Source organism: Polaromonas potterensis (assembly GCF_033446725.1).
GTDB lineage: Bacteria > Pseudomonadota > Gammaproteobacteria > Burkholderiales > Burkholderiaceae_C > Polaromonas.
In genome coordinates this window covers 235668-252203 of the sequence record NZ_JAWQLX010000003.1, presented here as the reverse complement: position 1 = coordinate 252203, position 16536 = coordinate 235668, and the positions used below count along the sequence as shown (strand labels likewise).

Annotated in this window: 12 protein-coding genes; 8 read left to right on the top strand and 4 right to left on the bottom strand. The window is 63.8% G+C overall.

The features are described from left to right. Positions 1-8 precede the first annotated feature (8 nt). The 5 genes from R6254_RS07230 (at position 9) to R6254_RS07210 (ending at position 7088) form a co-directional block, all read left to right on the top strand. Positions 9-1199, top strand: a complete 1191-nt coding sequence (locus R6254_RS07230) for a formate dehydrogenase subunit gamma (protein WP_318405575.1) — start codon at positions 9-11, stop codon at positions 1197-1199. Between the two features lie 14 nt (positions 1200-1213). Then, a complete protein-coding gene (locus R6254_RS07225; RefSeq protein WP_318405574.1) occupies positions 1214-1627 on the top strand; it encodes a hypothetical protein in 414 nt (137 codons plus the stop codon). Between the two features lie 63 nt (positions 1628-1690). Further along, positions 1691-2782 (top strand): formate dehydrogenase accessory sulfurtransferase FdhD, encoded by a 1092-nt coding sequence (locus R6254_RS07220; protein WP_318405572.1) that lies wholly within the window; start codon positions 1691-1693, stop codon positions 2780-2782. A gap of 23 nt (positions 2783-2805) precedes the next feature. After that, the gene (locus R6254_RS07215) at positions 2806-4344 is read left to right on the top strand and encodes a C13 family peptidase (protein WP_318405570.1); all 1539 of its coding nucleotides are present in this window, start codon (positions 2806-2808) and stop codon (positions 4342-4344) included. Positions 4345-4541: 197 nt separating this feature from the next. Then, positions 4542-7088, top strand: coding sequence for an ABC transporter permease (locus R6254_RS07210; RefSeq protein WP_318405568.1), 2547 nt, complete (start codon positions 4542-4544; stop codon positions 7086-7088). A 35-nt stretch (positions 7089-7123) separates the two neighbouring features. On the opposite strand, the gene R6254_RS07205 is transcribed toward R6254_RS07210, so the two are convergent. Next, positions 7124-7438, bottom strand: coding sequence for a hypothetical protein (locus R6254_RS07205; protein ID WP_318405567.1), 315 nt, complete (start codon positions 7436-7438; stop codon positions 7124-7126). 133 nt (positions 7439-7571) lie between these two features. Here R6254_RS07205 and R6254_RS07200 point away from each other — a divergent pair, with 133 nt between their 5' ends. Beyond that, positions 7572-8015 carry a group II truncated hemoglobin gene (locus tag R6254_RS07200; RefSeq protein WP_318405566.1) on the top strand — a complete coding sequence of 148 codons (444 nt, stop codon included), beginning with the start codon at positions 7572-7574 and terminating at the stop codon, positions 8013-8015. A gap of 414 nt (positions 8016-8429) precedes the next feature. Here the strand turns inward: R6254_RS07200 and R6254_RS07195 are convergent, their stop codons facing one another. Next, positions 8430-9434: a LytTR family transcriptional regulator DNA-binding domain-containing protein gene (locus R6254_RS07195; RefSeq protein WP_318405564.1), complete on the bottom strand. Its 1005-nt coding sequence runs from the start codon at positions 9432-9434 to the stop codon at positions 8430-8432. Positions 9435-9755: 321 nt separating this feature from the next. Between R6254_RS07195 and R6254_RS07190 the strand changes: the two genes are divergently transcribed. Then, entirely contained in the window at positions 9756-13988 is a 4233-nt protein-coding gene (locus R6254_RS07190; protein WP_318405562.1) for an autotransporter domain-containing protein, read from the top strand. A 176-nt stretch (positions 13989-14164) separates the two neighbouring features. Here R6254_RS07190 and R6254_RS07185 read toward each other — a convergent pair whose 3' ends face one another. Further along, entirely contained in the window at positions 14165-14383 is a 219-nt protein-coding gene (locus R6254_RS07185; RefSeq protein WP_318405560.1) for a DUF1059 domain-containing protein, read from the bottom strand. An 11-nt stretch (positions 14384-14394) separates the two neighbouring features. Beyond that, a complete protein-coding gene (locus R6254_RS07180) occupies positions 14395-15450 on the bottom strand; it encodes a class I SAM-dependent methyltransferase (RefSeq protein WP_318405558.1) in 1056 nt (351 codons plus the stop codon). A 160-nt stretch (positions 15451-15610) separates the two neighbouring features. Between R6254_RS07180 and R6254_RS07175 the strand changes: the two genes are divergently transcribed. Beyond that, positions 15611-16489, top strand: coding sequence for a helix-turn-helix transcriptional regulator (locus R6254_RS07175; RefSeq protein ID WP_318405557.1), 879 nt, complete (start codon positions 15611-15613; stop codon positions 16487-16489). Positions 16490-16536: the final 47 nt, after the last annotated feature.

The following is a 16536-nucleotide window of genomic DNA, read 5'->3' as shown; positions in this document are numbered from 1 at the left end:
GAGGCCATATGCAACATGCGCGACTAGCTATATTTTTAATAGCGCTTGGGCTGGGCGGCTGGGCCGCTGCGCAAGCCCCCGCGAGTCCGCCGGCGGCGACAGGGGTGGTCACGCAGCAGCCTGCAGCGCCCGCGCCACCGGCCGCTGGTGGCATCCAGAGCCAGAATATTTTTGAGGTCAAACCCGACGCCGATGCGGCCCCCAATTACGCCAAACAGACCAACGGCGAGCGGGCCAAGGTGCAACCTGGCAACAATGCGCCTCTGTGGCGCGACGTGGGCGCGGGCATCACCGGTTACACCAGCCTGCCGAAAAGCGAAGCGCCCGAAGCCGGCAATCTGATCCAGCCCTTTGTGCAATACCCGGGTTCGCGCCTGACCAATGCCGGCGAGGCCTGGCGCCAGGTGCGCAACAACTGGATCATTCCTTACGGCGGTTCCTTGTTCCTGATTGTCCTGCTGGCGATTGCGATTTTTTACTTCGGCAAGGGCGCCATCAAAACTCATGGGTCAGACACCGGCCGCAAGATCGAACGTTTTACGCCGTTTGAGCGTGCGGCGCACTGGTCGAATGCGATTGCCTTTTCCATCCTGGCGATTTCCGGCCTGGTGATGGCCTTTGGAAAATTCTTCTTGTTGCCGGTCATGGGCAGCACCTTGTTTGGCTGGCTGACCTATGTGCTCAAAACCGCGCACAACTTTGCCGGACCACTGTTTGCCGTGTCGCTGGTGATTGTGTTTTTCACCTTCCTGCGCGACAACTGGCCGCAAAAAGGCGATATGAACTGGCTGCTCAAGGGTGGCGGCCTGCTAGGCGGCGCCGAGCCGGCTTCCAACCGTTTCAACGCCGGTGAAAAACTGATTTTCTGGGGCGGTGTATTTTTCCTCGGCGTGGTGGTGGTGTCGTCTGGCTTTGTGCTCGACAAGCTGCTGCCTGGCCTGGTCTACGAACGCGCCACCATGCAAATTGCCCACATGGTGCATGCCGTGGCCACCGTGCTCATGATGTGTCTGTTCCTGGGCCATATCTACCTCGGCACCATTGGCATGCAAGGCGCATACAAGGCCATGCGCAGCGGTTATGTGGACGAGGCCTGGGCCAAGGAGCACCACGCTTATTGGTATGAAGACGTGAAGGCAGGCCGTGTGCCGGCCCAGCGCAGCGAAGCCGCGCCGCCTAGCCAGACCGTGCAGGTATAAAAATCGAGGACGCCATGAAAAATCTTCTAATTTCCGGCCTGCTCAAAGGCCTGTTCACGGGCTTGTTGCTGGGTGTGTCTGTACTGGCGCTGGCCAAACTCCCACCGCTCAGCGACGAAGCCAAGGCCAAAGCCGCCGAAGCAGCCGCCAAGACCGCTTGGGCTGGCAAGGTGGATACCTATCAGTTGTGTCAATCGCAGGACAAGGTCGCGGCCAGTTATTACAAATCCGCCAAGGCGGCGGGCACGGACGTCAAACCGCCGCTGGTTACGCCGGCCTGCGCCGATCCGGGCGCCTTTGTCTATACGCCGCCCGAAGCCGCCAAACCCCTGGAAGCTGCAGGAGCACACTCACCGACCGCCACGGCCGCCAGCCCGCCAAGTGGCAAGGTGCCTGATGCGGTGGTTAATCCGGCCAACAAACCCTGAGGGGGCCTTCCTCATCCAGGGCCGGCTCCGGGAGGGCCGGCTTTTTTGCGATAGGCTCAGGTCATGTCTCTTCCATTTTTGACCCAAGCCCGTGCGCCGCTAACCTGCGAGATAGCCACCGTCAACGAATACGGTGAGGTGCTCCAGATTTCCATTCCAGCCGAACGTGCCTTGACGGTGTATGTGGACAAGCGCGAACTGGTCACGCTGATGACCCTGGGCGCGCACCCCGAGCTGCTGGTGCTGGGTTATTTGCGCAACCAACGCCTGGTCAAAGAGGTGGGCGATATCGAGTCCATCACGGTGGACTGGGACGTAGGCGCCGCCGCCGTCAAGACCCGCCACGGTATAGAAAACATCGAGGAAAAAACCGCCAAACGTGTGGTCACCACGGGCTGCGGGCAGGGCAGCGTGTTTGGCGGGCTGATGGACGAGGTGGACCAGATTGTCCTGCCGGCCGACGCCCACATCACGCAGGGGCAGCTCTACGGGCTGGTCAATACCATACGGCTCAAGGAAACCACTTACAAGTCCGCCGGCTCTGTACATGCCTGTGCCCTGTTCCAGGCGGGCCACGACGAAAGCGACATCGAAGGCAACATGCTGCTGTTTGTCGAGGATGTCGGGCGCCACAACGCCATCGACACCATCGCCGGCTGGATGTGGATGAATATGGCCCCCACGCTCGGCACTGACGTGTCCTCGCGAGGACTTGCAGGCCGCCGCTCGCCAGAGGCTTCGCTTCTGTCGCCTGTCCAAAGCTGCTCAAGCAGCTTTGGAGCCGCAGGCTCCAGCCCCTCGGGGGCGCTGCGCCTGCGGCCCGGCAAAGCCGGTTCGGCGGCTCCGGCTGGTGAAGAGGGGGAGCCCACATTAGCCGCCTCCCCGACCGACCTCGGCCTGGACGGCCTGGTTTTTTACACCACCGGCCGCCTGACCAGCGAGATGGTCATCAAGTCCGCCCAGATGGGGGTGCCGATTGTGGTCTCGCGCAGCGGCATCACCCAAATGGGTCACCAAGTGGCACAGGCAGTGGGCTTGTGTGCGATCGGCCGTGCGACCAACAAGCGTTTTGTTTGTTATGCCAATCCCCAGCGGCTGCATCTGCAGCCTGAGCTGGCGGGGCCCAAATTGCGTGGGCCTGCAACCGAGTCCTGACAAGCCCGTGGCATGATGCCGCCATGCAAGATTCCCAGATTCAAGCCACGCTGCCCGGTATTCCCGAAGCCCTGATGCCCGACGCCGACCGGCGCGACGATGCGACCGGTTTTTTGCCGACAGCCCGCTGGTTGCTGGAAGGTTTACGCGCCGCGTTTTTCCTGCCGCCCCGCGTGGCCGGGCGTTCGCCCACGCCGTGGCAGGTGCTGCTGCTGGCGCTGCTGGTGTTTGTGGTCGAGGTTGCCGCGTTGCGTGTGGAGGTTGCCGGGCCAGCCCGTTTTGACGTGCAGGCCTGGTTGTCCAGTTGGTGGACGCTGGCCGTGTTTATCGGCCTGGCCTGGTGGACTTTTCCCGCGCCGGCCCGCCCGGACGCCGACACGGCGCGAAGCGGCGCGCGGCTCAGCGGGGTGGCCAGCTGTTTTGTGTTGTGGCTGATCGCGTCGCTGCCCAACATCCTGATCTATGAAGGCCTGATGGCGGACATCCAGCATGGCTGGATCACGGGCAAGTTCTTGTCCCAGCCCTGGCTGTATTGGGTGTTTTACCTAGTCTTCACCGCCTGGTCGCTGGGGGTCAGTTTTTTCCTGATATTGCGTTTCGCCGGCTGGACCTGGCGCGCAGTGGTGTTTGTGCTGGCGTTGGTCGCGACCAATGCCTTGACCATGTGGCAGTTCGAAGCCCGCAGCTGGGAGCGCGACTACAGCCGCACGGCTAGCAGCGAAGACGATAAACCCAAGCTGCGCCTGAGTCAGCAAGTGATGGAAGAGCAGCAGGCCTTGTGGCAACGCACCATCGCGGCCATTGCGCATGAGCGCCCGGGCGTGACCGACGTCTACGGCCTGGTGTTTGCGCCCTTCGCGCCGGAAGACGTGTTCCTGCGCGAAAGCACCCTGGTCAGCCGCATCCTGGCCGAGCGTTTTGACGCCGCTGGCCGCGTGATCCATTTGCTGAACAACGGCAGCACCACGGACACGCTTCCCTGGGCCACGCCGCTGAACCTGCAGCGCGCCATCGACGCGCTGGCCCAGCGCATGGACAAGGAACACGACGTGCTGGTGGTGTACCTGACCTCCCACGGCGCCAGCGACTTCAAACTTGCCGCCTCGCACTGGCCGTTGCAGGTTGAGCCGCTCAGTCCTGCCGAACTGCGGGCGGCGCTGGACAAGGCCGGCATACGCAACCGCGTGATCGCCGTGTCGGCCTGTTATTCGGGCGGCTGGATCGATGTGCTGGCCACGGACAACACCCTGGTCATGACGGCGGCGGACGCCACCCACACCTCTTACGGCTGTGGCAGCCTCTCCGAACTCACCTTTTTTGGCCGCGCCATGTTTGACGAACAGCTGCGCAAGACCCATTCTTTCGAGCGGGCGTTTGCGCGTGCCGTGCCGCTGATCCAGCAGCGCGAGATCGATGCCGGCAAGGATGACGGATTTTCCAATCCGCAAATCAGAGTGGGCGCCAACATCCGCCCAGTGCTTCGTGAGCTGGAGCTGCGCCTGGACGCACCGCCGCCGGCCGCACCTGTGAGCGAAACCCCGGGCAGCAAAACCCGTCCGTGAGCTAGGAGCCTGCCAGACTTGGGATCGCCGGCTGCAAATTGACCGCAGCGGTCCATTTTTCACCGTCTTTTTGTCCCATAGCTTGGCGATGGACCTGCAAATGCGGCAAAAACTGTCCTCACTGGGGCCCATTTTCGCTTTCGGCGCCCCAAGCCCGACAGGCTCCAAGGTCGTGGACTTTACGTTATCGTCCAAGCATGAACCCACTTTTCCTGAAGCTAGGCTGGCGGACCCTGCTGCGTGACCTGCGTGCCGGCGAGTTGCGCCTGCTGATCGTGGCCGTGACCCTGGCCGTGGCGGCGCTGACGGCCGTGGGCTTTTTTGCCGACCGCCTCAAAGGCGGCTTGCAGCGTGACGCACGCCAACTGCTGGGCGGTGACGCCGTCATCCGCAGCGACGGCCAGACACCCGAAGCCTTTATCGCCAAGGCGCGCAGCCTGGGCCTGCAGGCGATCAGCACCGTGACTTTTCCGACCATGGGCCGCGCGCCTGAAGAAGACGGCGGCAGCAGCAAACTCGTGGCTTTCAAGGCCGTGCCCGCCGGTTACCCGTTGCGCGGTGAGATGACGGTGGCCGACAGCCCCGAGGGTGTCGGCAGCCCCACGCGTGATATTCCAGAATCCGGCACCGCCTGGGCCGACGCCTCGCTGTTTGATGCGCTGGGCTTGCGCGTGGGCCAGACCTTGCTGATGGGTGACGCCCGTTTCAAGCTGACCCGTGTGATTGTCCAGGAGCCGGACCGTGGTGCCGGGTTTATCAACTTTTCGCCGCGGGTCATGGTCAATACCGCCGACCTGGCCGCCACCCACCTGATCCAGCCGGCCAGCCGCACCAACTACCGTCTGGCCGTGGCCGGCAGCGATGCGGCGGTGAAGAGTTACGTGCAGTGGGCCACGCAGGAGATCAAAAAAGCCGAGTTGCGCGGCGTGCGCCTGGAGTCGCTGGAAAGCGGCAGCCCCGAGATGCGCCAGACCCTGGACCGCGCCGAAAAATTCCTCAACCTCGTGGCCTTGCTGGCGGCCTTGCTCAGCGCCGTCGCCGTGGCGATTGTGGCGCGCGGCTTTGCCGCCAAACACCTGGACGACTGCGCCATGTTGCGTGTGTTGGGCCAGCCGCAGCGCACCATTGCGCTGGCCTACACCTTTGAGTTTGTGCTGGCCGGCCTGTTCGCCAGCGCCCTGGGTGTGCTGATTGGTTACGGCGTGCATTACGGTTTTGTATTGTTGCTGGCCGGCCTGGTCGAAACCGTGTTGCCTGCCGCCACCTTCTGGCCGGTGGCGTTTGGCATGGGCATGGGCCTGACCCTGCTGCTGGCTTTTGGCCTGCCGCCTGTGCTGCAACTGGCGCAGGTGCCGCCGCTGCGCGTGATACGCCGCGATGTCGGCAACCTGCGGCCGGCCTCGCTGGCGGTCTTGCTGCTCGGTGTGGCCGGCTTTGCCGCCTTGCTGCTGGCCGCCAGCAGCGACCTCAAGCTGGGCCTGGTGGCGGTTGGTGGTTTTGCCGCCGCGGTGGGGGTGTTTGCGGCGGCCAGCTACGTGGCGGTGAAACTGCTGCGCGCCAGCGTCAACGAAGCCACGGCGCCGCGCTGGCTGGTGCTGGCCACACGTCAGTTGTCGGCCCGTCCGACGTATGCGGTGGTGCAGGTCAGCGCCCTGGCCGTTGGTTTGCTCGCGCTGATGCTGCTGGTGTTGCTGCGCACCGATTTGATCAGCAGCTGGCGCAATGCCACGCCGCCCGATGCGCCGAATCGTTTTGTGATCAATGTGCAGCCGGAGCAGGGTGAGGCTTTTAAGCAGGCCTTGCGGGATGGCGGCGTGAAAAAGTTCGACTGGTACCCCATGATCCGCGGCCGCCTGGTGGCGGTCAACGGCCAGGTCGTGACACCCGACAACTTCGAGGACGACCGCGCCAAACGCATGGTGGACCGCGAGTTCAACCTCTCCACCAGTGCCGACATGCCTTCGCACAACCAGGTGGTGGGCGGGCGCTGGACGGCCGAGGAAAAAGGCGCCATCAGTGTGGAAGACGGCCTGGCCAAAACCCTGGGCCTCAAGCTGGGTGACAGCCTGCGTTTTGACATAGGTGGCCAGCTCAGTGAGGCCAAAATCACCAGCCTGCGCAAGGTCGACTGGGGCTCTATGCGCGTCAACTTTTTTGTGATGTACCCGGTGGACCATCTGACCGACGTGCCGGTCTCCTACATCAGTGCCTTCCGTGCGCCCGAACGGGTGGCGGCGCTGGAGGGCCAGCCCAAGCCGCGCAGCTTTGACAACGAACTGGTCAAGGCTTTTCCCAACATCACCAACGTCGACATGAGCAGCACCATTGCCCAGGTGCAACGTGTGCTGGACCAGGTGATACGCGCGGTCGAGTTTTTGTTCGGCTTCACCCTGGCCGCCGGGCTGGTGGTCTTGTTTGCGGCCATCACCGCCACGCGTGAAGAACGCGCGCTGGAGTTCGCCATCATGCGTGCCGTCGGCGCACGCGCCTCCTTGCTGCGCCAGGTGCAGCGCGCCGAGCTGGCCGGTGTGGGTTTGCTGGCCGGTTTTCTGGCGTCCCTGGTGGCCTTGTTGGTGGGCTGGGCGCTGGCGCGTTATGTGTTTGACTTCAGCTGGACCGGATCGTGGACGGTGCCGCTGTTTGGCAGCCTGGCCGGTGCCTTGCTGGCGCTGGCTGCCGGCTGGTGGGGCTTGCGGTCTGTGCTGAACACACCCGTGGTCGAAACCTTGCGCAAGGCGCAGTGAGCCCTACGCGCGATGTGAGACCTGCCGCCGCCCAACTAACGGTGACCGCCGCCGCCATGACCACCACCGCCATGGCCGCCACGGCCACCGCCCCGACCACCACGGCCGCCACCCCAAAAGCCGAAGTTGAAAAAGACCGGTGGCCCGATGTAGGCCGGGGAGAAGTAGGGGTCGTAGTACGGGGCTGCATAAACGGGCGGCACCGCATAAACGATCTGGCCATTGGCGTCCGTGCCATAGGCATAGGGCACGCCGGGGGCGGGTCCATAAACCGCGCATCCGCTCAAGGCAGACAGCGCCACCAGCGAAAAGGTAAGGCGTTTCGCCGCGCCTTTCAGATATTGAGTCATGGCCGTTAGAGCCGAAGTTCCTCCCCGCAGTTCAGCGACATGGAGCTTGTTACACCTGCAATACATATGACGCTGCACCCGGCCCTGATCCCGATAATTGAAACCCTGCAAGCCTTTTTGAATAACGACTCTTATGCAAATCGAAGAAAAACCACCCGGCACCCCGCCGTTTGCCACCCCTTTTGAATGGATAGGCGGCGAAGAACGCGTCAAGGCGCTGGTGGAGCGTTTTTATGACCTGATGGACCTGGAGCCCGGCTACGTCGCGCTGCGCGCCGTGCATGGCAGCACGTTGGAGAATGCGCGCGAGCGCCTGTTCTGGTTTTTATGCGGCTGGCTGGGCGGGCCGCAGCACTACACCGACCGTTTCGGCCATCCACGCCTGCGCATGCGGCACATGCCGCAGCAGGGCGGCGGGGGCGGCGCCACGGGCTCGATTGGGATCCGGGAACGCGACGAATGGCTGGCCTGCATGGACCAGGCCATGGTGGAGACCGGTGTTGACGAGGCTTTGCGTGCGCGGTTGAACACCTCGTTTTTTCAAACGGCGGATTGGATGCGGAACCGGAGTGAGTAAACGCGGGCAGATCTTGCTGCGGCGAATGCTATAGAAATAATAGCTTGTTACGTAGAAAAAACGGGGGCCAGAGGCCTGTTTTTCCAAAAATTACTGTCGATTCGACTTCCGGGCGCCTGAAAATGCCGTTCCAACTGGATTTTAGGCATAAAAAACACTGCTAGCCGGCGTCAATCCTGCGCAAGCAGCTATTAAAAGTGTAGCGATTGCACGACTTCCGGGTTGCCGTACGGGTGCGCGGCTTGGCGCGATTTTTCACTGTTGGCTGCGCAGGTCAGCCGCCCCACGCATACGCGCGGTTACCCGCGATGGCGCGACAGCGCTGGCAACCGAGGGTGAGGTGACTCATTTGAAGGCGGCTGCATCGGGGCAAGTGCTCGTTCTGCCCAGCAGAAATACGCCCTGCTGCGGCCTTCAAAGGGGGGTGCCCATGCCCGTTCCAGGGGCGGCGCTGATTCGGCTGCGCAAACCGGCCAGCGCCTCACGGGAGACATTCCACACCCCGGCGTTGATGGGCAAAGTCACATGCCAGCGGCCACTGGGCCGGCGCACCAGTTCGCGGACGGCATCGGTACGGACGATGGCGCCGCGATGCACGCGCATGAACGGGTCGGCGGGCAGCAAGGCTTCCCATTCCTTGAGTGAGCGAGCATCACTGTGCGTCCCGCCGTCCTCAAGAAAAACCTCGCTGTGGTTGCGCTGCGCGCGCAGCGCCACGATGGAAGCCAGAGGAATACCGCGCAGACCGCTTCCGTGGCGCAGGTAGACCAGCGCCGCAAAGTTGGCTGGCTCCGCTGGCGACCTGGCGTCGCCACCGGCACGACTGCCGCTATTCGCCCTATGGGCTCTTCGCGCAGCACCGCCATGCAGGGCCATGGCCAGCAGTTCAGCGCAGCCAAACATGGCCGCCACGACCTCGTCGCTCCACTGCGTGTGCTGGCGCGTGGCGTCAAAACCGAACAGCCCGCACAGCCGCCCCTCAAACACCAGGGGCAGGCACAGCACGCTTTTGTTGCCCTGCCGTTGGAACTCCGCCTGCAGCGCCCTGGCGTCCTTCGGCATGCGCCCGGTGTCAAGCACCGCCACGGCATGGCCCGCCAGCGCCTCGCGGTGCAGCCTGCCCAGCATGTCCACGGGCGTGTTCTGCAGGGCTTGCACATGGGAGGTCACGCCGCGCCGCGTCCACTCATGGGTATTGCGAAACAGGCGCAACGCGCCGTCGTACTCGATCACATACACCCGGTCGGCCGCCCCCAGATGGCCCAGGCGCTTCAGCACGGCAGGCAGGGCCAAAGCCAGCGGCTGGCCGAGCAGCTCGCAGGCCACGAGATGCGGCCAATGCGCGGGCTGATGCGCCGCCCCGGAGTGGGTGTTTTCCCAAGTACGAAACGATGCGGCTTGGGGGGCTGTGAGGATCATGGGCATAGTCGGTCAGGTCGTCAGGAGGTCGGGGCGGCCATGTACAAAGGCTTTGTCGGGTTTCATTTTTGCTACTTTTTAACAACTGGCAGCGCGATTCAGCGCGATTGCCCGCAGCCTGGTCGGGCATGAACTGCAGTTCAAGAGGGCAAATTTCAACCTCAAAACAACGCCCGTGGTCTATTCGTCCCTGGGCTGGGCTATTCGTCCTCTGCAGCTGGAGTTGCAGGTATTTTGATTGCAAAATTTATCCCTTGACGCTGAAGCAATCGCGCGCGTTTTGCATTCGGCCCAGTCTGCAAAAAATCCCAGGGAGTTTTCATGAACCACATCCATCGCACCATCTTCAACCGCGCGCTCGGCGTGTACCAGGCGGTTTCTGAAACCGCCAGCTCCGGCCGGAGCGGCGGGGCGGCAAGCTCTGCGGCCTGCGTGGCGGTGGTGGCCTTGCTGGTAGGCGTCGCCGGTGCGGGCAAGGTCCAGGCGCAGAGCATCAGGTACTGGGACGGCAGCCAGAGCGTCGCCAACGGCGTGGTCGATGGCGGCACCGGCAGCTGGTGGGGCAGCACCAGCAACTGGACGTCGGCCGATGGCACGGTCAAACAAACCTGGGCCAATGATTTCGGCGTGTTCCAGGGCACGGCGGGCACCGTCACCGTGCAGACCCCGCAACTGTTCACCGGGCTGCAATTCCTCACCGATGGCTACAACCTCGTGGCCAGCGGCTCCGGGCAATTGACCGCAATAGGCGCCACCACGATGATCCGCGTCGATCCGGGTGTCACCGCCGTCATCGGCGTCGGTATCGATGGCGGCGGCAAGCTGGCCAAACTCGACAACGGCACCCTGGTCCTCACCGGCGCCAACAGCTACACCGGCGGCACCGACCTCCAGGGCGGTACGCTGGTGGTGGGCAGCAACACGGCGCTGGGGACCGGTCTGGTCACGGCATCCACCGGCGCCACACTCGACAGCAACGTTGCCGTCACCTTGAGCAACGCGATGAGCCTGGCGGGTAACCTGACCGTCGGCGGCTCCAATGCCTTGGTCCTCAACGGCGCGATCGGCGGCGCCGGCGGCCTGATCAAAAACGGCGCGGCCAGCCTGACCCTGGGCGGTAACAACAACTTCATGGGCGCAGTCAGTCTGACTGCCGGCGGCTTGATTCTGGCGTCCAACTCGGCGCTGGGTGCCGGCGGACTGAATGCCTCCGGCGGCACCACGCTGGATGCGGCGTCAGCGGTGAGCGTCGGCAATGTCATCAACCTGGCCGGTAACCTCGGCATTGGCGGCACAAGCGACCTGACCCTCAACGGCGCAGTCAATGGCATAGGCAGCCTGACGAAAAATGGCGCAGCCAACCTGACCCTCAACGGCAGCAACGGCTTCCTCGGTGGCTTCACCTTGAATGCCGGGACCTTGACCGTCGGCAATGGCCTCGCACTCGGGCTGGGTAACGTGACCGTCGGCGGTGCTTCGACCCTGGACAACAGCACGGTCCTGAGCCTGGGCAACAACGTGACACTCAACGCCAGCCTGGCGGTGGCCGGCAGCAATGACCTGATCCTGGGCGGTGTTATCAGCGGCGCCGGTATCCTGAGCAAAAACGGCAGCGCCAACCTGACCCTCAACGGCGTCAACACCTACAGCGGCGGCACGAGCTTGAACGCCGGCACCCTGACGCTCGGCGTCGCGGGGGCCCTCGGCAGCAGCGCGTTAACCGTCACCGGCGCATCGACGCTGGACAACAGTGCGGCGCTGGTGTTGGCCAACAACCTCCAAGTCAACGCGGCGCTGGCAGTTGCCGGCACCAACAACCTGAGCTTGAGCGGCGTACTGGCAGGCGCTGCAACGCTGACGAAAAACGGCGCGGCTGATCTCAGCCTGGGCGGCAACAACACCTTCAGCGGCAACTTCGATGTGCAGGGCGGCAGCCTGAGTACCACCAGCACCACGGCGCTCGGCAACAACGCCACGATGAACCTGGGCACCGGCACGCAACTCAACCTCGGCGCATCGGCGGGCTTGAGTAGCCTGACTGGCAGCGGTACCGCGCTGCTCGGGGCCGGCAACACGCTGAGCCTTGGCGGCGGCAATCAGAGCAGCACCTTTGCCGGCACCATGACAGGCACGGGCGCCCTGAGCAAGATCGGCACAGGCGACCTGATCCTGAGCGGCACCAGCAACTACACAGGCGGCACCACGGTGAGCGCCGGCACCTTGCAGGGCAACACCGCCAGCCTGCAGGGCGACATCACCAACAACGCCAGCATCACTTTCAACCAGGCCACGTTGGGCACCTATGCCGGCATCCTGAGCGGCAACGGCAGGCTGAACAAGACTGGCGCCGGCGCATTGGTCCTGAGCGGTGCCAACGTCTACACAGGTGGCACCAGCCTCAACAGCGGCACCCTGCAGGCCGGTGCAGCCAACACGCTGTCCGGCGCCAGCACCGTGGTGCTGGCCAACACCGCCGGCGCAACGCTGGATCTGAATAACTTCAGCCAGACCATCGGCTCCCTGTCTGGTGGCGGCACTGCGGGCGGCAACGTCGCCTTGGGCTCGGCCACGCTCACCACCGGAGGCGACAACACGGCCACCAGCTACGCAGGCGCCATCAGCGGCAGTGGCGGGCTGACCAAAACGGGAACGGGGACACAAATCCTGAGCGGCACCAACAACTACACAGGCGGCACCACGGTGAGCGGCGGCACCTTGCAGGGCAACACCACCAGCCTGCAAGGCAACATCACCAACAACGCCGCCATCAGTTTTGACCAGGCCACTTCAGGCACCTATGCCGGCACCATGACGGGCACAGGCGCCCTGAGCAAGATCGGCACAGGCAGCCTGATCCTGAGCGGCACCAGCAATTACACAGGCGCCACCACCATCAACGCCGGGACCTTGTTCGTCAACGGCGCCATCAGCGGCTCTGCCGTCACCGTCAACAGCGGCGGCATCCTGGGCGGCAGCGGCACTGTGGGCAACACCAGCATCGCCTCGGGCGGCGTGCTGGCCCCCGGCAACTCCATAGGCACCCTGACGGTCAACGGCAACCTGGGCTTTGCAGCCGGTTCTATTTACCGCGTCGAGACCGATGCGGCCGGCAACGCCGACCGGGTGAACGTCAACGGCAACCTCGCCCTTGGCGGCACGGTGGACGTGCAGGCCGGCGCAGGCACTTATGCGCGCGACACCAGCTACACCCTGCTCACCAACACCGGCACACAAACCGGCACGTTTGCAGGCGTGAGCAGCAACCTGGCCTTTCTCACCCCCACACTGCGCTACCTGGCCAATGCGGTGAGCTTGACGCTGACATCCAGCACAACCCAGGGCTACAGCAGCGTGGCCGTGACGCCCAACCAGATCAATGTGGCCAATTACCTGAATCTCTTTGCCTTGGCACCGGGCAATGCACAAGCGGCAAAGCTGATCCAGCAGATCGACAATCTTTCGGCCGCACAAGCGCGTCAAGCGTTTGATGCCCTGTCGGGCAACCAGCACACCGCAGCCGGCCAGATCGCCGCTTCCGTGGGGCGCAACTTCTCATCGGCACTGGGGACACGCAGCGGTTTGGCGACGCAGGGCAGCAGCAGCGCGGCCGGATTCAGCGCCACGCAATATGCAGCGCTGCCGGCGACCACGGCAAGTGATGCTGGCTCAGGCGGTGCTGGAGCCGGCCTGCTGCCCGCACGCAGCGAGGGCGGCCTGTGGGCCCAGGCCATGGGCGGCGGCGGGCGCAGCGCCAGTGACGGCAATGGTGTTGACTCCAACTACCGGGCCAATGGCTTTGTGCTGGGCCTGGACCGGGCCATCAATACCGACTGGCTGGCCGGGGCCGCGCTGTCTTACAGCCGCACCGACTGGGATGCCAACACCCGCGGCATCGCCCCTGCCAACGGCAAGATTGATTCACCGCAGGCCGGGCTGTATGCCCGTTATGCGTCGGGTGCGTGGCAGTTGAAACTCGACGGCAGTTACGCGAATCACAGCTTTGACACGAGCCGCACGGTGGCCATCGGCAATGCAAGCGCCATCGCCAGTTCATCCCACCACGGCACGGAGTGGGGCGCAGGCGCCGAGCTTGAGTACACGATGAACGTTGGCAACTGGCAACTCAAACCGCTGGCAGGGCTGCGCCACACACGCCTGAGCGAAGACGGCTTTACGGAAACCGGCGCTGCAGGCGCCAACCTGACGGTGGCTGGGCGCCGCACGCAGAACACCATCGCATCGGCGGGCATGAAGTTTGTGCGGCCACTGAGCAACACGGGCGATGCAGCCAGTACGGGCAAGCTGGAACTTCGGGCCGTTGCGTCGCACCTGATCGGTGACAACAACGCACCCATCTCGGCGCGTCTTGCAGGCCAGGCGGCCAGCTTCACAAGCACGGGCACACCGATCAAACGCAGCGCGCTGACCCTGGGCGCCACGGCGAGCGGGCAGATCAGCCGCACGCTGAGCGGCTATGCGGATGCGGCCTACGAATACCGGGGTTCGGGGCAGAACGCCTTCATATTGGTGGCCGGCTTGAAGATGGCCTGGTAAGACGCACGCAAACGGTAGGTGGCGGGTGTCCGGTATCTGCGCAGGTACCATCTGGGCTACAGGCATTTTTTCCTTACAAAAACGAAGCGAGCTGAGTTGATTTCTTAAGAAAAAAAGGCCTCCCGCCCATAAAGAATGGGCGTAAGTAGCTATCAAATGGATAGCGAATCAGGACTTCAGGCGGCTTTGGCCTGGGCCTGTTGCAGCGGTGGCGTGCCCGGCTTGAACATCGACGCCAGCTGCTTGCGCAGATCCGGCGAGTCGGTGTGACCGTGGATGGCAACCGCATGTTGCACGGCGGCTTCCAGCAATTCCTTGTCGTTGTCGGCCGACAGCGCCACGCTGCAGTTCATGGTGCTGGGGTATTCGCGGCAATCAATGTATTGGCGTGACATGGGGACTCCTTTCAGGGACGGGCTTCAAAAACCAGGTTGAACGGCGTCTGGGTGGCGCGCCGGAAATGCCGGAAGCCGCCTTGTGTGACCACCTCGCGCAGGCGGGCCTCGCCGGCCTGGGCGCCCAGACACAGCCCCACCTCCTGCGCGCGTGAAGCGGGCGTGCAGATAAACGTGGAGGCTGAAAAAAACACCCGGCCGACCGGGTTCAGGTTGTCTTCGAGTTTGTCGTTGGCAAAAGGTTCGACGATCATCCAGACGCCGTCGGACTTGAGGCTGTTCTTCACATGTTTCGAGGCGCCGACCGGGTCCCCCATGTCGTGCAGGCAATCAAACACCGCGACCAGGTCGTAGTTGCTGCCCGGGTAATCCTTGGCGCTCGCCACCTCGAAACGCAGGCGGCCGTCCAGGCCGGCTTTTTGCGCCGCGTCGCGCGCATGCAGGACGGAGGGCTCGTGGTAGTCAAAACCCGTGAAACTCGAGGCCGGAAAAGCCTGCGCCATCAGGATGGTCGAGGCGCCGTGGCCGCAACCCACATCGGCCACGCGGGCGCCGCGGTTCAGCGCGGCACTCACCCCTTCCAGCGCCGGAATCCACGCGCTGACCAGGTTGGCGGCGTAGCCCGGGCGGAAGAAACGTTCGGTGCCGTGGAACAGCGCGGCGTCATGTTCGTGCCAGCCCACCCCCAGGCCGGTACGCATGGCCTGCAGCATTTTCGGAATCGCCTTGAACTGCGCCACGGCGATCTGGAAGGCGCCGGGAATAAAGGCCGGGCTGCCTTCCTGCGCCAGCGCAAAGGACTGCTCCTCGCTGAGCGAAAAAGTCTGGCTCTCGGGCGCGTAACTGACGTAAGCACTTGCAGCCTGCGCTGACAACCATTCGCGTAAATAACGCGGATCGGTCTGGGTCCGGCGCGCCAGTTCTTCGGCCGTGGCCGGCCCCGTGGCCAGCGCCTTGTACAGGCCCAACTGGTCGCCCACCACGATGGTGGCGGCATGCATCACGGCACCAAAATCATTCACAAACTGGCCCATGAAAGCGTTGAGTTTTTCCTCGTTAATAGCCATGGTTTTCTCCTTACCTTTCTTCCACTGCGCTGGCTTGCACCGCTGGGGAGCGGCTCCTATACTGAACCGGACAAAATCGCCTGCAACGACATACTGGGGCCGCCGTCGCCAGGCGCCAATACGCAGCAATGCGTATGTCTGATTCTTGTGGAGCAGCGCCATGAATCACCTCACCCGCCACGATTACGCAAGTGCCTTGCAGGTGCTGGCGCGTATCGAAGCGCAGGCGGAGGACGTTGCCAGTTTTGCGCGCGCGGCGGTGCTGGGATTGAACGGCTACGTCGCCTCCGAACTCACCACCCTTTCGGTCTGCGACCTGTTTACCGGCCACCGCCAGGTGGTGGGCCTGCCCGGCGTGCGCCTGGGCGCCGACGAGATCGCCTGTTTTGACCGGCATTTTTTCGAACACCCGCTGGTGCTACACCATGGCATGGACGGGGGCGAGCAGACGCGGCGCCTGTCCGACCTGGTGAGCCGGCACGACTTTCAGCGCAGCGCCCTGTACGGCGACTATTACCAGCGCATCGGGCTGGAATACGCCATCGCCGTGCCGTTGCAACGCAACCCCCGCACCCTGGTCAGTGTGGTGCTGAACCGGCGCGGGCTGGACTTCAACGAAAGGGATCGCGAGCGGCTGGAGTTGTTGCGGCCGCACCTGGCTTTTTTGTACAGCCACGCCTGTCATGGCGCCGCTGTGGTGTCCCACGACAGCGCGTCGCCGCCGACCTGGCTGAACGAGCTCAACCCGCCGGCGCTGACCTTGCGCGAGGGTGAGGTCATGCACTGGCTGGCCTGCGGCAAGACCGACACCGAAATCGCGGCGCTCTTGTCCATCAGCCCGCGCACCGTGCAAAAACACCTGGAACACATGTACGTGAAGCTGGGGGTGGAGACACGCACAGCGGCCGTGATGCGGGCGCTGGACATCAGCGAACGTTCGGTGCTGCGCGAGCCCTTGCGCCGCAGCAACGACGACATCGCGCTGTCACCGGCCGCGACTTCTGCGGCGCGGTCCTGGATATCGCGTCAGCCGGGGTAGGCTGCTCGCCGCTTCGGAGGATTTAGATGAAAACGGCCCATAGCCCA